Genomic DNA, 18,519 nt, shown 5'->3' with positions numbered 1-18,519 from the left:
CCGGAGTATCTTCAACGTGCCCCAAAATGTGAGCCAAGCTTTCAGCGCGAAAACAGGGGAGGAAGGCTGGCTGGGATGGTAGGATTCGAACCTACGGTACACTGTACCAAAAACAGTTGCCTTACCACTTGGCTACATCCCATCAGCGTGGGGCTAGATACTGCGAAGGCGGGATTGGTTCAAGCCCGTTTTGCAAAGAAATGTGCTATTCTTTCATGCTGTCCTGACGCAGCAAATCTTCGGTGATTTCTTCCTGCCTTTCAGCGTCCACAATCCGGTCCAAAGCGGCGTCTTCACTGGCCTCGACAGTTTCCACCTGCGTGCTTTCCTGAAGCTCTTGCGGGAGCGCTTTAGTCTCTCTCGTCAGTTGAATGGCCTGCGTCGCATCGGGAATCACAATGCCGGCGGCTTGTATGGCAAGCTTTACCTGCCGCAGCGCTTCACCTTTGGCACGCACGATGGATGTCTCGTTCTGGTCAACCCAGCCAGTCACCACAAGCTCGACACCAGAGGCGTGCAACGCCTCGATCCAGGTTTGTGCGGCAGGTTCCTCCAAGATGAAAGGAAGCTCCTGCACCGTCTGTTCCACCATCGCGCGCGCCGCTTGCAGGTCGGTATCCCGCTCAACCATGATCGAGAACATGAACCGGCGCTCGGCGTTCTGGGTGTAATTGATAATCCGGCTCTTGAAGACAGACGAATTGGGTATCCGGATGTGGTTGCCGTCAAAGGACAAAAGAATCGTCGCGCGGCTGGTCAGGCGGATGACCTTGCCGATATCGCCGTTGATCTCGACCGTGTCATTGGGGCGGAACGGTTGGCGGAATGACAGCATGACCGAGGCGATAAAATTCTCCACCGTGTCGCGCACCGCAAAGCCCAATGCCAGACCGATGATACCCGCGGCACCCAAAATTGTGCTCAGAAGTGCTGTGGCATTGAGGATATCAAGCGCGATGACGATACCAAAGATCACAAAAGCGATGCGCAAAAGCTGGCGGTAGATCTCGGCGATAAAGGTATTGGGCGCGAGCCGTTCCCACGGTTGGCGCATCCGCGCCAGTGCAAAGCCCAAAAACACCACAAGCGCAAAGGCCGCGCCAGCGATCAGCGCAAGCGGCACAAAGGCAATAAACTGGTCCAGACGCGCCCTGAACCGGTCGATTGCGGGGTTCAGCCTGTCGCCGATATCGGTTGTTTCGGTCACCTGGTTGCGCACGGCCACGACACCGGCAACACGCGCGGCCAGCGGATCAAGAGCAACCGCCTCAACTGCAGAGGTGGTTGTGCCCCGCAGTGTCACCACACCTTCGCTGACCGTGACGGTCACGTCTTCATAGTTGCCCAGTTCGCCAAGAATTTCACGGATGCGCAGGGCGATGGCCGCGTCCTGCTGGGCAGAGGTTTCGGTGGCAATCGGGCCGGTGGCCTCTTGCGCCGGAGCAGGCAGCGCTACCGCAAAAAACAGTGCGAAAAGGAGGAAAAGGCGCATGTGAGTAATCCAGCTGACAATGCGCCCTTATAGCAAGGAAAATCGCTCTGTCACACGCGCAGAGGTTCCGCCTTGGCAAGTGCGTCAAACGCCATCAGGCTCTTGATCACGCCGTCCATCTGATCCAGCGGGATCATATTCGGTCCATCGGACGGGGCATTGTCGGGGTCTTCGTGTGTTTCGATAAACACCGCTGCGATCCCCAAGGACACGGCCGCGCGGGCCATCACAGGGGCAAATTCGCGCTGTCCGCCCGATGATCCGCCCATGCCACCAGGCTGCTGGACCGAGTGGGTCGCATCCATAACCACCGGATAGCCGGTGCGCGCCATAATCGGCAAAGACCGCATATCCGCCACTAGCGTGTTGTAACCGAACGAAGACCCGCGTTCGGTCAGCAAAATCCGTTTGTTGCCTGTGCTTTCAATCTTGGACACGACATTGGGCATATCCCAAGGTGCAAGGAACTGACCCTTCTTGATGTTGATCACCGCGCCGGTTTCGCCGGCAGCGAGCAACAGATCCGTCTGGCGGCACAGGAACGCGGGTATCTGCATCACGTCGCAGACCGCGGCAACCGTCGTGCATTGCTCGGGGCTGTGGATATCCGTCAGAACGGGGCAGCCGATGCTGTCCTTGACCGACTGCATGACCTTGAGGCCCTCATCCATGCCAAGGCCGCGCTTGCCGCTCAGCGAGGTGCGGTTGGCTTTGTCGTAGGAGCCTTTGAAGATAAATTGCGCGCCATGGGCGGCACAGATTTCGGCCATCTTGCCTGCGATCATCTGCGCGTGGTCGATACCTTCGAGCTGGCAGGGGCCCGCAATCACCAAAAGCGGGTTATCATTGCTGACCGAAAGATCGCCGATTTGTACGTTATGCATCAAGAGCTTACCTGTTCGCGGAGGATCGAAGCGGTGATCGAAATCATCAGGTAGATGCCTGAAAAGATCAAAAACGCGAGGACCGTGTTTTCAAAAGCACGTGGATAGCTGGCCTGATCGGGAATGACCGGCCGCACGCTTTGCGACAGGTAACGGACCTGACGGTTGGCTTCAATGCGGGCCGTTTCCATTTGTGTCAATGCCTGCTGCACCATGGCCGTCTGGAATGCGTAATTCTCTTCGGCTGTGCGCAATTCTGTATTCCGTGCCGCCAAAGACACTTCTTCGCCCGCGCCGCCGACAAGCTGGTCGCGCAATTCAGCGATCAGGTTATCGATATTGGCGATCTGGTCGCGCAAGGACTGTACTTGCACTTCGCTTGGCCGGTCCACGTTCAGGCGGGATTGCAGAACAAGCTCCAGACGCTGTTTTTCGCTCTCAAGCGAGTTGATCTGCCCCATGCGGGCGGCACTCTCGCTTTGCGGGTCGATCTGGCGCACGTCCTCTTGAATGGCAAGCCATGTGGCAAGCGCATCCGCGCGGCGCTGTTCGGCCTCTTCATAGCTTTGCAGCGCGCCACGCATCTGGTCTTCGCGCAGACGCGCGGTCAACTGATCCACCTGTTCTTCGGCGTAACCGATCAGTGCTTGCGAAAACTCATAGCTTTTGACGGGATCCGCGGCGATCACTTCCATCCGGATCAATCCCTCGGTGGGGTCGTAGCTGATCTTCACATGGTTGCTGTAAAGACCGAATGCCGCTTCGTTCGTGGCGTTCTCTTCCAGACGTTGAATGGAATCAATCGCGGGGTCCGAAAAATGTTCCTTGAACCCGAAATCGGCATCGAGCCGCAGCATCGCTTCGCGCGATGCCAGATAGGATTGCACTGCAATACTGTCCTGCTGGGTTGCCATGGACGTGCCCTGAAACAGCGTGGCAAGTCCGGTCGGGCCGCCGCCTTGGGGTTGTGCCTGCTGGATCACGATTTCGGAATTCGTGGCATACATCGGAGTGGCAATCTTGTAGAAATACCAGCCGACAAGAAAGGTGGGCAGAAAGACAAAGAACGACAGCCGCGTGAACAGCAGGGCAAGCTTGCGTCTGCGCCGCCGCGCGATGTCGCGCTGGATTTGGAGAATCTCCGATGCATGCCGGTTCAGGGTCGCGGCACTATTGGTTGAAGGGAGAGAGATGCCCTCCTCTTGGGTCGTATCCGGCAACTGGATGCGCCCGCTCCGGCCGGGGATTTTCGCACTATCGGGTTTAACCAGTTCAAGTATCGAACTGCGCTGGAACGGATCAATCCCTGCCGCACGCAATTGCCGCACGGCATCATAATCTGACGAGGCCTGAAACCCGTTCTTGACCGCAACGCGCCGCGCCATCCGCAACTGCCGCCCTGTCAGCCCCTCTTTGCTGATCGCGGCAATCTGCTCAGCGTGGGAAGGGGCCTTCACCTCTTCGGATGCGTCTACGCTCGGCTCCTGCTCTTGCGCTTCATCCGTCTTGCGCCGGATGCGGAATTTTTTAACCTTGGGTTTGGTAGTCATAAAGCACGCGCGCCTCTTCCAAGGTGTCAAACATATGCAGTTGCCCGTTTTTGAGCACCGCGGCGGATTTACAAAGCCGTTCCAATGTGGCCGGCTGGTGCGAAACAATAATCACTGTCGCTTTTTCCAATCTTTGCCGCAGGATTTCACCTGCTTTGCGGTTGAATTCCGCATCGGTCGCACCGGGCATCCCTTCGTCAATCAGGTAGATATCAAAATCCAGCGCCAAAAGCAGCGCAAAAGAGAAACGTTGTTTCATGCCCGATGAATAAGTGCCCAGCGGCATGTCAAAATATTCTTCCAGACCGCAAAGCCACCGACAGAAAGCTTCGACATAATCGGGGTCCAGACCATAGAGGCGGGCGATGAAGCGGCTGTTTTCCATCGCCGACTGGGTGCCGTCCGTGCCCCCCATAAAGCCCAAAGGAAACGAGATCCGGCAACCGCGACGGATTGTGCCCTCATCGGGTTTTTCCAGACCGGACATCATGTTGATCAGCGTTGTCTTGCCGGTCCCGTTGGGGGCCAGAATCCCCAGTGAATTGCCCAGCTCCACGCGGAAAGAGGCGCGATCAAGGATGACCTTGCGCTGCGTCCCTGTCCAAAAGGATTTGCTCACTTCTGCAAATTCAAGCATGCCGTTTCCGCTCTTGCCCGCTGACCGGTGCGTATTTTTCTTACAGGCAAGGTATTAACATGCCTACGCCGTTTTCCATACAGCGACTTTGTGGCATCAATATAGCGACAATTGCGTGAGCGGGCATGCGCCGCATCATCAGGCCGAGAGCGTACCTTGAGAAATCTCCAATACGAAATTTCCGCATGTCGGATTTGCGCTGATCGTTTTGCGCAGACGAAAACACGGCACAGCCCGCGCCCCGTGGTGTGGTTTCAGAACAGCCCCCGGATTCTGATTGCAGGTCAGGCACCCGGATTGCGTGTGCATGAAGCAGGCAGGCCGTTTGCCGACCGTTCTGGCGACCGTTTGCGCGATTGGTTGGGGATGGACAGCGCCGGCTTTTATGACCGCGAAAGGGTTGCGATCGTCCCGATGGCGTTTTGCTTTCCCGGATATGACGCAAAGGGCGCTGATCTGCCGCCGCCTGCCATCTGCGGAGCCACATGGCATGACCGCGTGATGGCGGCCCTCGGCGATGTGCCGCTGACGATCCTTGTCGGCGGTTACGCGCATCGCTGGCACCTTGGACCGCAGAAATCCGTCACTGCGACGGTGGCAGGGTGGCGCGGCCTTGCGCCGCGTGTCTTCCCCTTGCCTCATCCGTCGTGGCGCAATACCGCTTGGCTCAAGAAGAATGCGTGGTTTGAAACGGACCTGCTGCCGTCATTACGCAAAGCTGTGAAAGATGAATTACAATGACCGACCTTGATCTGGCCCATGCCGCAATGGAAGCGGCCCCCGATGACGACACCGCGCGCCTGCGGTTTTACGAACGCCTTGCCGATACCGAACTGTTCATGCTGCTCGGCGCCGAGGCGGAAGGCGACCAGATCACGCCCGAGCTTTTCGACATCGAAGACCAGCGCTTCGCCCTTGTTTTCGACCGCGAAGAGCGGTTGTCGCAATTTGTCGGCCGCGCTGCACCCTATGCAGGCATCCCGGGCCGCGCCTTGGCGCAAATGCTGGCAGGGCAGGGGATCGGTCTGGCGCTCAACCTCGAAGTCGCGCCTTCTGCCATGCTGATCCCGGCCGAGGCCATTGATTGGCTGGTGCAAACCCTGTCACACGGGCCCGACGAGACCGAGGCCCGCCTGACCGAAGTCTTGGCCCCCAAAGGCCTGCCCGAGGCGGTCGTTACCGGGCTTGATCGCAAACTGGCGATCGCCGCAGGGCTGGCGCGTTTCGCCTATCTTGCCGCCGCCACCTATGAAGACGGTGCGCGCGGCCATGTTCTGGCCTTCGTCGATGCGCTGGAAGGGGCGGAAAAGGCGCTGGCCTCCGCCGCAAGCGAGGCGCTGACCTTCTCGGGCATTGAGGCAGGCATGATGGATGTGCTCTTTGTGCGCGCCGCCGATCCGCTGGCCGCACATCTGGCACGCGTCGGATTGCGCTTTGATTTGCCCGTGCTGGAAGCACCGCAAACCCCGGGCAGCGCACCGGGGATGGACCCCGCGAAACCGCCGAAACTGCGCTAGTAGCCGCGCGCGCGATCCACCAGATAGTGAAACGGCTGGCCCGCTTCACCGCGCACGATGTTGTCCACGATCACTTGGGCTGCGGTCTCGGGGCGTGTGGTGGATGCGATATGCGGCGTCACCGTCACCTGCGGATGCGCCCAAAACGCATGCTCCGCCGGCAGCGGTTCAATGCGGAACACATCCAGCGTTGCATGGGCAATCTGGCCCGCATCCAAAGCGGCCAGAAGTGCTGCATCATCAATCAGCGGCCCACGGCCCGGGTTGATGACGAAACCGCCCTTCGCCATCAGCGCCAGGGTCTCGGCGTTCAGAATATTCGTCGTTTCCGGCGTTTGCGGCAGCAAAAGCACGACAATCTGCGCGTCGGTCAGCGCCTCGCGCAGCCCGTCATCGCCGTGCAAGCAGCGCAGACCGGTGATATTTTTGGGATTGCGGCTCCACCCTGTCACTGGAAAGCCCAAAGCCGCAAGCGCCTGACCGCAGGCTGCCCCCAAGGCACCGATCCCGAGGATCGTCACGGGGCGTTTGGCGGCCACAGGCGGAAAGCTGTCATCGCGCCATACACCATCCTGTCCAAAGATATGGGTATCCATCCCCAGATGATGGCGCAGCGTATGCCCTGTCACCCATTCCACCATCCCCGCTGTCAGGCTCTCATCCACCAATCGGCAGAGCGGTTGCGTCAGGGTTTCATTGTTCACAATCGTCTCGACCCCCGCCCAAAGACCCATTACCGCCTTGGTTTTTGTATAGGGGCGAAAGTCCGTCACGGGCCCGTTAGGGGCAAAGATGATGTAGTCGACATCCCGCGGCGCGTGCGTGCGCGACAGGTTTGCGGACAGGCCAGCCTCGGTCAGGGCTGCATTCAGCGGCCCTTCATATTCCTCCCACGCGGCAGGTTTGGCAGAGAAAAGGATATTCAGCATCAGCGTGGCCTATGGATATGGGCGCTCTGAACAAGGCCGAAAGCCACCAGCAGGACCAGCATGGCGGACCCGCCATAGCTGACCAGCGGCAAGGGCACACCGACGACAGGGGCAAGGCCCATCACCATCGCCATGTTCACAGCAAAGAAGAGAAAGAAGGTCATCGCGACACCGAGCGTCAGCAAAGAGGCAAAGCGGTCACGGTTGCCCATCGCCGAAATGATGCAGAAAACGACGATCAGCAGATAGAGCACCAGCAAGGTGAAAGCACCGACAAAGCCGAATTCCTCAGCCAGGGTCGTGAAGATAAAATCGGTATGTTTTTCGGGCAGGAAATTTAGCCGCGATTGTGTGCCTTGCATGAAACCCCGTCCGGTCCACCCACCAGAGCCCAACGCAATCTTGGCCTGCGTGATGTGATAGCCCGCACCCAAGGGGTCATTTGCAGGGTCCAGAAAGGTATCAATCCGGCGATACTGGTAATCCTGCAAAAGCTGCCACGGTGTGCCGCGGCTTTGCAGGGCAGCGACAACAGCGGCGATCCCGCCCCCGCCCACGGTTGCAAAATAGGCCCAATGGACCCCTGCAAGGAACATCACCGTGGCGCCACCGATAAGCAGCAAAAGCGCTGTCCCCAGATCTGGTTGGCGCAAAACCAGCAGTGTTGGCACGACAATGATGACCACCGGCACGACCACCCAAAGCGGATGCGAGGTTCTCTTGTTGGGCAGCCAGTCATAGTAAGCGGCGAGAAACATCACCAAGGTGATTTTCATCAACTCCGAAGGCTGCAAGCGCATGAAACCCAGATCAATCCAGCGCTGGGCGCCCATGCGTACCTCGCCGAAAAACTCAACGCCTAGGAGCAAAACCAACGATCCGCCATAGGCGACAAAGGCCATGTTGCGCCAGAACCAGATCGGCACCATCGCCACGATCAGCATCAGGACCATGCCAAGCGCAAAACGCTGCATCTGGGGTTCGACCCAAGGCGTCATCGACCCGCCTGCGACCGAATAAAGCATGAGAAAACCGGCACTTGCGACCGCAATGAGCAACAGAATAATCGCCCAGTTCAGGTGCAGCACCTTGCGAAATCCGGTCGGGACATACTTGGTGTTATACTCAAGATAGCTCATACGCGGCTGCGCCCTGTTGCACCCTGCGGAACACGGGCTTCAATCCGGCGTTGTTGCTCGGCGATGCGGTCACGAACTGCGGCGGGATAGGCCTCAAGCGGGGGCGGGCCGCCATATTGGGCCTGCAACAGAATATCACGCGCAATCGGTGCCGCAGCCGCCGATCCGCCACCGCCATGTTCCACGACGACCGATACGGCATAGCGCGGGTTGTCAAAAGGCGCATAGCCCACAAAAAGCGCGTGGTCGCGGCGTTCCCACGGCAGATCTTCGTTACGGGTCACACCGGCGGCGCGTTCTTCGGGCGTGATGCGGCGCACCTGACTTGTGCCGGTCTTGCCAGCCATCTTGTGCGCTTCGTCAATAATCCGCGATCCGTAGGCAGTCCCTCGCCGGTGGTTGCACACATCCTCCATCGACGCGCGAATGCGGCGCAGTGTGTTTTCATTCAACCCGAGACTTTCGCCCAAGCCGGAGGGTTGCTCGACCCCGTCAATCAGCCGGATCAGGCGCGGTGTCACGACACGGCCCGTGGCAAGCCGCGCTGTCATCACGGCAAGCTGTAAGGGCGAGGACAGCACATAGCCCTGTCCGATCGAAGCGTTGACGGTATCCCCGATCCGCCACTCTTCGCCACGCACGCGCGCTTTCCATTCCTTATCGGGTGCCAGCCCTTCGGCCACCGCCGAGAGGGGCAGATCATGGCGCACGCCCAAGCCCAGCTTGCGGGCCATCTCTGCCATCTTGTCGATGCCGACGCGCTGGGCGATCTCATAATAGTAACAGTCGCAGCTTTGCTTGAGGCTTTCGTGCAGGTTCATATTGCCGTGGCCACCACGTTTCCAGCAGTGGAACCGGATGTTGAAAACATCCGTATAGCCCGGGCAATAAACCGTCTCATCAGGGGTGACGACACCCGCCTCCATCGCCGCCAGAACCGTCACCATCTTGAAAGTCGAACCCGGAGGATAGGTGCCTTGCACCGCTTTTGCGGCGAGCGGGCGGTATTTGTCTTCGTTCAGCGCAGTCCAGTCCGCCACGGAAATACCGCGCACAAAAAGGTTGGGATCAAAGGCAGGCGCAGACGCGATGGCGCGCAAATCACCATTCTCAAGGTCGATGACAACAGCACCGGCGCTTTCATTGTCCAGCCGCGCCTGCACATAGCTTTGCAGCCGGCTATCCAGCGTCAGTTGCACATCCTTGCCCGGATCACCCTCTTGGCGGTCAAGCTCGCGCATGATGCGGCCTGCGGCATTCACCTCGATCCGGCGCGTGCCCGCAGTGCCGCGCAGCGTGCGTTCCAGCCGGTTTTCCGCACCTGTCTTGCCGATCTGGAACTTCGGGATTTGCAGCAGGGGATCAGGATCATCAATCCGGCTGAGATCATAATCACTCACAGGGCCGACGTATCCGACAACATGGGCCAGATCAGCCCCCCAGGGGTAAACGCGGCTCAGGCCAACTTCGGCCTGAATACCGGGCAGGGCAGGGGTATTGAGGTTGATCTGTGCCACATCTTCCCAAGAAAGACGGTCTGCAATCGTGACCGGCACAAAAGGCGATCGACGGCGCATCTCTTCCATCGCCCGCGCAAGATCACGCGGGTCGATTTCGACAATCTCGGTCAGCTTGGCCAAAACCTCGCCCACGTCGCCCGCATCTTCGCGGACCATGACGACGCGGTAATTCTGCTCATTTGCGGCGATCGGAATACCGTTACGATCAAAGATCAGACCGCGCGACGGGGGAAGCAGACGAATGTTGATCCGGTTTTCCTCGGCCAAGAGGCGGAACTGGTCGGCCTGTTCGACCTGCAAGGACTGCATCCGCCAGCCCAGGGCCCCCACGATCCCAAGCTGGACACCGCCCACAACCAGCGCGCGGCGACTGACAGTGCGTGCGCCTGCAATCACATCTTTGGGTGCGCGCTTCATAGAACCTGTCCCTTACTGCCAACTTCACCCGGTGACATGCGTGACACCCCGAAAACGAAATGCGCTGCGATAAGCACGATAGGATAAACCAGAATAGTCGCGACCATTTCAATCAATGTCGGCGCCAAAGGTGCCACTGGCGCCATAACCACCACGAGCACGATACGGTTGATCACGGTGATGGCAACAATCCCGAAGGCGATTGTGCCCCATTCGACCAGGAAAGGCATCGTACGGAATTCGCGATGCTGGCGGCGGATCGTCTCGGAGAGCACAACAACCAGTGCCGCCCAAAGCCCCGGCGGGCGCAGGAACAGAAAGTCAGTCAAAAGCATGATCATCGCAATGATGAAGACAGGAACATAGCTTGGCTTGCGCGCGACCCAGGCAAGTGTCGCCGCCAGTAGCACATCCGGTGCGGCCCAAAGCGAAGGGCGCATATCCAGCGGCACCAAATCAAGCACGATCAACACAAAGGCCAATGCGATAAAGACAAGCCTGTTCGACCACGTTTTGCTGTCCGCCCATTCAGCCATCGCCAAACTCCGATGCGTTCAATGCGGCAGGGTTGATGGCTGCGGGGCCAAAGAACTCGGCCTCGGGCGCAAGCAGATTTCCCGGATCGCCGATGCGTTCGTGGGGTTGCGAGCGCAGAACACGCAAGAATTCCAGTCTTTGATAATCGGCCGCCAGACGGACCCGCAACCGGTTGTCCGTGCCCAAAGCAACCTGACCCACCAACAGATCAGCCGGAAACACACCGCCATCACCGGACGAGACAACCCTGTCACCGGGCCGGACAAGGGCTGCATCCTCCAGAAACTCCAGTGGCGGGTTTAGGGAATTGTCGCCGGCAAGAATAGCGCGTTGACCAGAGGGTTGGATGGTAACGGGGATGCGGCTCGAGGTATCTGTCAGCAACATCACACGGCTGCTGTTTTGCCCGACACCCGCAATCCGGCCCACCAGCCCGATGGCATCCATCGTGGGCCAGCCATCAAGAATGCCGTCGCGCGCGCCAACATTCACGAGAACCGATTGGCGGAAGGGCGATCCGCTATCTGTAATCACGACACCCGTGACAACAGTGAGTTTCGGATCAAGGCTCACGTTATTCAGATCAAGCAGCTTCGCGTTTTCCTGTTCCAGCTGTAGTGCGGCCTCGCGCCATGCGCGCATCTGCTGCAGCTCGCGGCGCAAATCCTGATTTTGGGCGCGCAGTTGCTGATAGCTTTGAAAATCGCTCACCAGATTGGCGGCGCCGGTGATCGGGGCCATCGCCCAATTGAAAGACGGCACAACAGCATCAACGGTGGCCGCGCGCAGCCTTTCGACGCGCGGACTGTCGATCCGCCATACCAGAAAAAGACCGACAAGCGCCAAGACCAACACCCCAACCAGCAATCTGCGGATCGGGCCAATAAAGTCTTCACTATTCTTGTCGCGTGCCAAGGGCGGATATTCCCTCGCTATCTGTTAGCTGTCGTAGTCTATCACATGCCGCAGCTGTTTTTCATATTCCAGTGCGCGGCCCGTGCCTAAGGCTACACAATTGAGTGACTCGTCGGCGACAGAAATCGCCAGACCCGTCTGTTCGCGCAGCGCCAGATCAAGCTGGCCCAGCAAGGCACCGCCTCCCGTCAGCATCACACCACGGTCCACGATGTCGGCGGCAAGATCCGGCGGTGTGGCCTCTAGCGCGGTCATCACAGCCTCGCAGATTTGCTGCACTGGTTCGGCCAGCGCCTCGGCGACCTGCGCCTGACTGATTTCGGTTTCCTTCGGCACGCCGTTCAGCAGATCACGGCCACGGATATGCATCGACTGGCCGCGCCCATCGTCGGGCATACGGGCGGTTCCGATTGATGTCTTGATCCGTTCCGCAGTGCTCTCACCGATTAACAAGTTATGCTGACGGCGCAGATAGTTGATAATCGCCTCATCCATCCGGTCGCCACCAACGCGCACCGAGCGGGCGTAAACGATGTCGCCCAAGGACAGGACCGCCACCTCGGTCGTACCGCCACCGATATCAACAACCATGTTTCCGGTCGGATCGGTGATCGGCATGCCGGCCCCGATGGCGGCGGCAATCGGTTCGGCAATCAGACCGGCACGGCGCGCACCGGCAGAGAGAACAGACTGGCGGATCGCACGTTTTTCGACAGGCGTTGCACCGTGCGGGACACAGACGATGATCTTGGGTTTCGAAAAGGTCGAGCGGCGGTGCACCTTGCGGATGAAGTATTTGATCATCTCTTCGGCGGTATCAAAATCCGCGATCACACCGTCGCGCATCGGACGGATCGCCTCGATGCTGCCGGGCGTGCGGCCCAGCATCAATTTGGCATCCTCGCCCACCGCAAGGACCTTCTTGACGCCGTCCTTGACGTGGTAGGCCACCACAGACGGTTCAGACAAAACGATGCCCTTGCCTTTGACATAGACCAGCGTGTTCGCCGTGCCGAGGTCAATCGCCATATCTGATGAAAACAATCCGCCAAAGCCTGCCATTTGAGAGGTCGTCCCGATAATAAAGTGGTTGTCCCGCTCCACTGCGCACTGGCGGGTTTCAGTTGGTTATAAAGACACTCTCGAAGGGATAGAAGCCCTCCATTTTCGAAACGCGGCGGCAATCTGCCACTTGTGATTTATCAATCTGAGAATGATAAAATTTGCCCCAAAATGCCCACTGGTTATACTTTTGCAATATCGTGTGTGATATCGGGTCCTGTCATCTTTATGACCCTTGCCGCCGAACGACAAACGGCGACCCAAGTCAATGGATCGCCGTTTGTTCATTGAGTCGGTGCAGATTGCCTCAGGTGTCCTTGTAGCTGACACCCTTTACGTCATATCCGGGCTCTGATTGTTCGCGGCGCACAAGCAGGCGGTTCAGCGCGTTGATATAGGCTTTGGCACTTGCCACTACGGTATCGGTATCGGCCGATTGTCCCGTCGCGATGCGGCCCTCTTCTTCCATCCGGACCGAGACTGTCGCCTGCGCATCGGTACCCTCGGTCACTGCGCTGACCTGATACAGTTGCAGGCGCGCACCATGCGGGAACAATGCTTTGACGGCGTTGAAAGTCGCATCCACCGGACCGTCACCTGTGGCCGATGTTTCAACATCGGCGCCGTCAATTTCCATCACCATATCGGCTGTCTGGGGGCCTTGGGTGCCGCAGACAACACGCAGGGATTTCAGCTTCAGCCGGTCCTCGGCGCTGTCGTTTTGATAGACCAGCGCCATCAGGTCATCGTCAAAGACTTCCTTCTTGCGGTCTGCCAGATCCTTGAAGCGCACAAAGATATCGTTCAACTGGTTGTCCGCCAGATCAAACCCCAGCTCCGCCAGTTTCGCACGCAGTGCTGCACGGCCCGAGTGTTTGCCCAAGGGCAGGGATGTCCCCGCCAGACCCACATCCTCGGGTTTCATCACCTCGAATGTCTCGCGGTTCTTCAGCATGCCGTCCTGGTGAATGCCGCTCTCATGGGCAAAGGCGTTCTTGCCGACGATGGCTTTGTTGAACTGCACCGCAAAGCCCGACACTGTCGCCACGCGGCGCGAGATATTCATGATCTTCCGCGTATCAATCTTGGTGGTGTAGGGCATGATGTCATGGCGCACTTTGAGCGCCATCACGACCTCTTCCAGCGCGGTATTGCCCGCACGTTCGCCCAGACCGTTGATGGTACACTCGATCTGGCGTGCACCACCCTCGACGGCTGCCAATGAGTTGGCGGTCGCCATCCCAAGGTCGTTGTGGCAGTGGGTTGCGAAAATCACGTCATCCGCACCCGGCACATTTGCGATCAGGCGGCGGATCAGATCGGCGCTTTCGCGCGGCGCGGTGTACCCAACTGTATCAGGAATATTGATCGTGGTGGCACCCGCCTTGATCGCAATCTCGACCACACGGCACAGGTAATCCCATTCGGTCCGTGTCGCATCCATCGGCGACCACTGCACGTTGTCACACAGGTTGCGCGCATGGGTGACCGTATCGTGAATACGCTCGGCCATTTCATCCATGGTCAGGTTCGGGATCGCACGGTGCAGCGGGGATGTGCCGATAAACGTGTGGATGCGCGGAGATTTCGCGTGTTTCACTGCTTCCCAGCAGCGATCGATATCCTTGTAGTTGGCGCGCGACAGACCGCAAATAGTGGCGGATTTCGACAGTTTCGCAATCTCGCTCACCGCCTGAAAATCACCTTCCGAGGCAATCGGGAAACCCGCCTCGATAATATCAACGCCCATCTCGTCCAGCAGTTCGGCGATTTCGAGCTTTTCGTTATGGGTCATGGTCGCGCCCGGAGATTGCTCGCCGTCGCGCAATGTGGTGTCGAAAATCAACACTTCGTTCGATTTGGTCATTTTGGTATTCCTTTTGTCCTTAGCATATCTTGGCGCGTTTCACCCTCTGAGCGGTCGCGCCGACAGGCACGCTCAGAGGCAGCTAAGGAGTAGGATGTCGCGCGAAAGCAGCCCTTTGGAGGCAGCAGAAGTGATATGTGCACGGTTCATCATGCGCGCGACTATAGACACGATTTCCGTGATGAAAACCCCGAAATGCCATCCCGGGCGCGGAAATTACGCCCTAAAACATCAGGCAATCGGATTCCGGTGGCAGTGGCGGGGCACCGTCGGGCAGGGTGGGCTGGTAATCAAAGGCCGCAATGCTGGCGCCGCTGTCAAAGGCGATAAAGACCTGGTTTGATCCGGGGCGGATCGATATTCCTTCCGGGTCCCGCCCATACGGCAGCAGAGACGTGGTGCCCAACAGTTCACCATCGGCGTTGAATTCATAAAGGCTATTGGTGCCTTCCATGTCATCCACGATCAGCAAATGCCCTGTGCGCGTGTCCCGTGCGATGCCTTGCGCCTCGGACAGGGGCGGGTTCAAGGACATCGTGTTGATTTGTCGCTCCACTTGGCCTGTGGGCGACAGCCATGTCATGCGTTCGGGATCATCCTCGACTGTCACGATCATGCCATCGTCATCAATCACCATACCTTCGGTATCGGCCCAGCCCTGACTTGATGCGAAAGGGGCCTCAAGTGCGACACCATCCTTGCTGATCCGCTGGAAATTCCCGAAACCGTCCGCGACCAGCAGGTGGTTGTCCTCAACAGTCACGGCCTTGATACGGTTCAGATCACTTTGAAAGCGGCGCAATTCATCGCCCTGCAAGGTCACCAGCAGCACCTCGCGGCTTTCATTCGCAATCCACAGGCCGCAGAACGTGGGGTCGTAATCAAGGCTGGAGGGCCGCGCGAGGTCGTAGCTCGTCTGGAACGTCAGCTCCAGCGCCGCCGCAGGGTTGGCCAGCAAGGCCAGCAGTGGAATTACCTGACGCATGGGTCTTCCTCCTTGTCCCTTCCAAAGGTGGCGCTAAATCGCGGCAAGTCAAAGGAGAAGAACATGCGTGCATTGGTGATCGGGGCAACAGGCGGCATCGGGGCGGCGGTCACAGCCCAACTACAGGGCGATGGCTGGGACGTCACCGGCCTGTCACGGTCGGTTGATGGCTTCGATGTTGGCAACCCGGCCTCGGTAGAACGCTGCATGGCGGCGCAAGAAGGCCCGTTCGATCTGATCTTCATCGCGCTTGGGATCCTTGCCCCGCTTTGGGGCACACCGGAGAAATCCCTCTCTGCGATCAAGTCCGAGGACATGGCAGCGGTCTTTACCGTCAACGCCATCGGTCCGGCGCTGATCCTGCGCCACGCCGCGCGCCTTTTGTCCAAAGACGACCGCGGGGTGATCGCCACGCTTTCGGCACGGGTCGGCTCGATCGGGGATAACAAGATCGGCGGCTGGTATTCCTACCGCGCGTCCAAGGCGGCGCTGAACCAGATCGTGCATGGCGCCGCAATCGAACTGGGCAGGTCGCACAAGCAATCCATCTGCGTAGCCCTCCACCCCGGCACGGTCGCGACATCATTTACTGCGGATTATGCAGGCCGCCACAAAACCGTGGAACCACAGGACGCCGCGAAAAACCTGTTGAACGTCATCGCGAACCTGACCCCTGACAACACAGGCGGCTTTTATGATTACGCCGGTCAGGAGATTGTCTGGTGAGGCTGCTTCTCGTTCTGGGAGACCAACTCTCGCCCAACCTGTCGGTGCTGCAAAAAGGCGATAAGGCCCAAGACGTCGTGGTCATGGCCGAGGTCGCGGACGAGGCGTCCTATGTGCCCCATCACCCCAAGAAAATCGCCTTTACTTTTGCTGCCATGCGCAAATTCGCGCAAACCCTGCGCGATGATGGCTGGACTGTCGCCTACACCCCGCTTGATGATCCCCATAACAGCGGCTCCATCACTGGCGAGCTGATCCGCCGCGCGTCCGAACATGACGCTGCCGGTGTCGTCTACACCGAACCGGGTGAATGGCGGCTGATCGCGGCCTTGGGGGACATGCCGCTGAAAACCCACTGCCTGCCGGACACCCGCTTTATCGCGTCCCATCAGGAATTCGATGATTGGGCCGAGGGGCGTAAACAGTTGCGGATGGAGTATTTCTACCGCGAGATGCGCCGCAAAACCGGCCTCCTGATAGACGGCGATCAGCCTGAGGGCGGCAAGTGGAACTATGACCACGACAACCGCAAACCGGCCCCCGATCAGGTCACCTATGGCGGGCCGATGCAGTTTACGCCGGACGACACGACCAAAGAGGTGCTGGCGCTGGTCGCGGACCGTTTCGGTGACAACTTCGGCGATCTGGAACCTTTCTGGTTCGCCACCGACACCGGACAGGCGCGCCAGCATCTGGCCCATTGGATCAAGGGCGGTTTGCCCAATTTCGGTGACTTTCAGGATGCCATGCTTGATGACAACCGTTTTCTCTATCACGCGGTGATCGGGCTTTATATCAATGCGGGCCTGCTTGATCCTCTGGAGGTCTGCCAGAAAGTCGCACAGGCCTACCGCGACGGTGACGCGCCGCTGAACGCGGTCGAAGGGTTTATCCGGCAAATCATCGGCTGGCGCGAATATGTGCGCGGCATCTATTTCCGCGAAGGCCCCGACTACACCGCCCGCAATGCCCTGGGCCATGACCGTGCGCTGCCCGCGATGTACTGGGGTGCGGAGACCAAGATGAACTGCATGTCCAAGGCGATCGGACAAACCAAGGCCGAGGCCTATGCCCACCACATCCAGCGTCTTATGGTGACGGGTAATTTCGCGCTGCTTGCCGGCATTGACCCCGCGCAGGTCCATGAATGGTATCTTGCGGTCTATGCCGACGCCTACGAATGGGTCGAGGCACCGAATGTCATCGGGATGAGCCAGTTTGCCGATGACGGGATCATCGCCTCCAAACCCTATATTTCGTCAGGCAATTACATCCACAAAATGTCCGACCACTGTGGTGCCTGCGCCTACCGCGTGCAGGACAAAACAGGGGACAAAGCCTGCCCGTTCAACCTGCTTTACTGGCACTTCCTTGACCGCCACCGCGACCGTTTCGAGGGTAACCCGCGCATGGGCAACATGTACCGCGTCTGGGACCGCATGGATGACGCGCGCCGCGAAACAGTCCTGTCCGAAGCCGAAGGGTTCCTCAAGAAGCTGGAAGCGGGTGAAAAGGTCTAGAGGCAGTGACAATCAAACGCGGCAACGGGTGCAGGTCTTTCAGAAAGCTTTGCGCCGAGCGATTTTTAGCGCATTCAGCCAATTACACTGTGGCAAGCGCGTTCACTGTTGATCCTGGATTGTCGCAAGGTAGAAGACCAACTCAAGCACACGGGCTTGTGCTGTAGGCATTCCGCTACGACCAGTCCCAAATTCCCCTTCTTGGGCAATGATATCAGCGTTAAATCTGTTTCCCCAGATTGGCATTTCGCTGGTTCCATGACCACGGTTCTGATCAGCGTCAGCGATGACTTCATAAACGCGTTTGAAAGGAAACTGCCCGCCATTTCGCTCTGAAAGTCCCGTCAGGTCAGAGGGCGCGGTCTTCAAGAAGTCGAGAATTGGGCCATTGCCGGTTCCATCCGCACCATGGCAAGCTGCGCAGTTCGCCATAAACGACGCCTCTCCTATTTCTTGCGCGGCTGACGCACCAGGAATGGCAAGGATGACTGCCATCGCCGAAAGAAAACGTTTTGTATGGTCGATCATTGCCTTCTCCAATTCCAGTAGATGAGTTTTCCAATGAAATTTCAGGCTAGCTAGTTCTTGATGATCGCGTGTTGATTTTTATCAATGCGTAGGCGCCGCACTCAGACGTTTGCAGCTTTGCCCGTGGTCCGGTCATAGAGATGGTCTGCATGCTGCACGAACGGCTGTCTTCGGCAGGGCCCTGAGCTGGGTTATCTGCGCATAGACTGGCAGCTCTTGGCATTTCCAATGCGACCTGAACAAAAGCAAAAGGGCCAGAGAAACCCCTGACCCTTCGCTATCTTTATCCGGTAT

General features: G+C 58.5%; 17 protein-coding genes and 1 tRNA gene. 4 read left to right on the top strand and 14 right to left on the bottom strand.

Going from position 1 to position 18,519, the window contains the following annotated elements:
- Positions 1-67: 67 nt before the first annotated feature.
- The 5 genes from SJY29_RS10510 to SJY29_RS10490 form a co-directional block, all read right to left on the bottom strand.
- Positions 68-142, bottom strand: a tRNA-Gln gene (locus SJY29_RS10510).
- A gap of 63 nt (positions 143-205) precedes the next feature.
- Entirely contained in the window at positions 206-1,492 is a 1,287-nt protein-coding gene (locus SJY29_RS10505; RefSeq protein ID WP_400082661.1) for a mechanosensitive ion channel family protein, read from the bottom strand.
- Positions 1,493-1,542: 50 nt separating this feature from the next.
- Entirely contained in the window at positions 1,543-2,376 is an 834-nt protein-coding gene (kdsA, locus tag SJY29_RS10500) for a 3-deoxy-8-phosphooctulonate synthase (RefSeq protein WP_400082658.1), read from the bottom strand.
- Entirely contained in the window at positions 2,376-3,926 is a 1,551-nt protein-coding gene (locus tag SJY29_RS10495) for a capsule biosynthesis protein (protein WP_400082655.1), read from the bottom strand. The genes kdsA and SJY29_RS10495 overlap by 1 nt, the downstream gene beginning before the upstream one ends.
- A complete protein-coding gene (locus SJY29_RS10490) occupies positions 3,904-4,563 on the bottom strand; it encodes an ABC transporter ATP-binding protein (protein ID WP_110279362.1) in 660 nt (219 codons plus the stop codon). Before SJY29_RS10490 ends, SJY29_RS10495 begins: the two co-directional genes overlap by 23 nt.
- Before the next feature lie 156 nt (positions 4,564-4,719).
- Here SJY29_RS10490 and SJY29_RS10485 point away from each other — a divergent pair, with 156 nt between their 5' ends.
- Positions 4,720-5,304, top strand: coding sequence for a uracil-DNA glycosylase family protein (locus tag SJY29_RS10485; protein WP_400082652.1), 585 nt, complete (start codon positions 4,720-4,722; stop codon positions 5,302-5,304).
- Positions 5,301-6,080: an SseB family protein gene (locus SJY29_RS10480; RefSeq protein WP_400082650.1), complete on the top strand. Its 780-nt coding sequence runs from the start codon at positions 5,301-5,303 to the stop codon at positions 6,078-6,080. Before SJY29_RS10485 ends, SJY29_RS10480 begins: the two co-directional genes overlap by 4 nt.
- Here SJY29_RS10480 and SJY29_RS10475 read toward each other — a convergent pair.
- The 8 genes from SJY29_RS10475 to SJY29_RS10440 all read right to left on the bottom strand — a co-directional run bounded on the left by SJY29_RS10475 (position 6,077) and on the right by SJY29_RS10440 (position 15,451).
- Positions 6,077-7,009 carry a 2-hydroxyacid dehydrogenase gene (locus tag SJY29_RS10475; RefSeq protein ID WP_400082647.1) on the bottom strand — a complete coding sequence of 311 codons (933 nt, stop codon included), beginning with the start codon at positions 7,007-7,009 and terminating at the stop codon, positions 6,077-6,079. The two genes, SJY29_RS10480 and SJY29_RS10475, sit on opposite strands and share 4 nt — an antisense overlap.
- Positions 7,009-8,148, bottom strand: a complete 1,140-nt coding sequence (rodA, locus tag SJY29_RS10470) for a rod shape-determining protein RodA (protein WP_400082646.1) — start codon at positions 8,146-8,148, stop codon at positions 7,009-7,011. The genes SJY29_RS10475 and rodA overlap by 1 nt, the downstream gene beginning before the upstream one ends.
- Positions 8,145-10,085 carry a penicillin-binding protein 2 gene (gene mrdA, locus SJY29_RS10465; protein ID WP_400082644.1) on the bottom strand — a complete coding sequence of 647 codons (1,941 nt, stop codon included), beginning with the start codon at positions 10,083-10,085 and terminating at the stop codon, positions 8,145-8,147. Before mrdA ends, rodA begins: the two co-directional genes overlap by 4 nt.
- The gene (locus tag SJY29_RS10460) at positions 10,082-10,621 is read right to left on the bottom strand and encodes a rod shape-determining protein MreD (protein ID WP_400082641.1); all 540 of its coding nucleotides are present in this window, start codon (positions 10,619-10,621) and stop codon (positions 10,082-10,084) included. The genes mrdA and SJY29_RS10460 overlap by 4 nt, the downstream gene beginning before the upstream one ends.
- On the bottom strand, positions 10,614-11,537 hold the full coding sequence (mreC, locus tag SJY29_RS10455) for a rod shape-determining protein MreC (RefSeq protein ID WP_110279356.1): 924 nt from the start codon (positions 11,535-11,537) through the stop codon (positions 10,614-10,616). Before mreC ends, SJY29_RS10460 begins: the two co-directional genes overlap by 8 nt.
- Before the next feature lie 24 nt (positions 11,538-11,561).
- Positions 11,562-12,599 carry a rod shape-determining protein gene (locus SJY29_RS10450; RefSeq protein ID WP_055291896.1) on the bottom strand — a complete coding sequence of 346 codons (1,038 nt, stop codon included), beginning with the start codon at positions 12,597-12,599 and terminating at the stop codon, positions 11,562-11,564.
- A 307-nt stretch (positions 12,600-12,906) separates the two neighbouring features.
- On the bottom strand, positions 12,907-14,466 hold the full coding sequence (locus SJY29_RS10445; protein ID WP_110279354.1) for a 2-isopropylmalate synthase: 1,560 nt from the start codon (positions 14,464-14,466) through the stop codon (positions 12,907-12,909).
- A 223-nt stretch (positions 14,467-14,689) separates the two neighbouring features.
- Entirely contained in the window at positions 14,690-15,451 is a 762-nt protein-coding gene (locus tag SJY29_RS10440; RefSeq protein WP_400082638.1) for a hypothetical protein, read from the bottom strand.
- 63 nt (positions 15,452-15,514) lie between these two features.
- Here SJY29_RS10440 and SJY29_RS10435 point away from each other — a divergent pair, with 63 nt between their 5' ends.
- Both SJY29_RS10435 and SJY29_RS10430 read left to right on the top strand, forming a co-directional pair.
- Positions 15,515-16,177 carry an SDR family NAD(P)-dependent oxidoreductase gene (locus tag SJY29_RS10435; protein WP_400082636.1) on the top strand — a complete coding sequence of 221 codons (663 nt, stop codon included), beginning with the start codon at positions 15,515-15,517 and terminating at the stop codon, positions 16,175-16,177.
- Complete coding sequence (locus SJY29_RS10430; RefSeq protein WP_400082633.1) at positions 16,174-17,697, top strand: cryptochrome/photolyase family protein; 1,524 nt, start codon at positions 16,174-16,176, stop codon at positions 17,695-17,697. The genes SJY29_RS10435 and SJY29_RS10430 overlap by 4 nt, the downstream gene beginning before the upstream one ends.
- A 102-nt stretch (positions 17,698-17,799) precedes the next feature.
- Here SJY29_RS10430 and SJY29_RS10425 read toward each other — a convergent pair whose 3' ends face one another.
- Entirely contained in the window at positions 17,800-18,225 is a 426-nt protein-coding gene (locus tag SJY29_RS10425) for a cytochrome c (protein ID WP_110279350.1), read from the bottom strand.
- Between the last annotated feature and the right edge of the window lie 294 nt (positions 18,226-18,519).

This window comes from Yoonia sp. R78084, assembly GCF_044595625.1.
Lineage (GTDB): Bacteria > Pseudomonadota > Alphaproteobacteria > Rhodobacterales > Rhodobacteraceae > Yoonia.
Note: the sequence above shows the minus strand (reverse complement) of the source record. Positions and strands in the feature narration are given on the sequence as shown.

Bases quoted from the DNA above. Each gene is read 5' to 3' on its own strand.
- SJY29_RS10440 (WP_400082638.1), bottom strand. From the start codon at position 15,451: ATGCGTCAGGTAATTCCACTGCTGGCCTTGCTGGCCAACCCTGCGGCG.
- SJY29_RS10490 (WP_110279362.1), bottom strand. From the start codon at position 4,563: ATGCTTGAATTTGCAGAAGTGAGCAAATCCTTTTGGACAGGGACGCAG.
- SJY29_RS10435 (WP_400082636.1), top strand. From the start codon at position 15,515: ATGCGTGCATTGGTGATCGGGGCAACAGGCGGCATCGGGGCGGCGGTC.
- SJY29_RS10505 (WP_400082661.1), bottom strand. From the start codon at position 1,492: ATGCGCCTTTTCCTCCTTTTCGCACTGTTTTTTGCGGTAGCGCTGCCT.
- SJY29_RS10425 (WP_110279350.1), bottom strand. From the start codon at position 18,225: ATGATCGACCATACAAAACGTTTTCTTTCGGCGATGGCAGTCATCCTT.
- SJY29_RS10495 (WP_400082655.1), bottom strand. From the start codon at position 3,926: ATGACTACCAAACCCAAGGTTAAAAAATTCCGCATCCGGCGCAAGACG.
- rodA (WP_400082646.1), bottom strand. From the start codon at position 8,148: ATGAGCTATCTTGAGTATAACACCAAGTATGTCCCGACCGGATTTCGC.
- mrdA (WP_400082644.1), bottom strand. From the start codon at position 10,085: ATGAAGCGCGCACCCAAAGATGTGATTGCAGGCGCACGCACTGTCAGT.
- SJY29_RS10450 (WP_055291896.1), bottom strand. From the start codon at position 12,599: ATGGCAGGCTTTGGCGGATTGTTTTCATCAGATATGGCGATTGACCTC.
- SJY29_RS10480 (WP_400082650.1), top strand. From the start codon at position 5,301: ATGACCGACCTTGATCTGGCCCATGCCGCAATGGAAGCGGCCCCCGAT.
- kdsA (WP_400082658.1), bottom strand. From the start codon at position 2,376: ATGCATAACGTACAAATCGGCGATCTTTCGGTCAGCAATGATAACCCG.
- SJY29_RS10445 (WP_110279354.1), bottom strand. From the start codon at position 14,466: ATGACCAAATCGAACGAAGTGTTGATTTTCGACACCACATTGCGCGAC.
- SJY29_RS10475 (WP_400082647.1), bottom strand. From the start codon at position 7,009: ATGCTGAATATCCTTTTCTCTGCCAAACCTGCCGCGTGGGAGGAATAT.
- SJY29_RS10460 (WP_400082641.1), bottom strand. From the start codon at position 10,621: ATGGCTGAATGGGCGGACAGCAAAACGTGGTCGAACAGGCTTGTCTTT.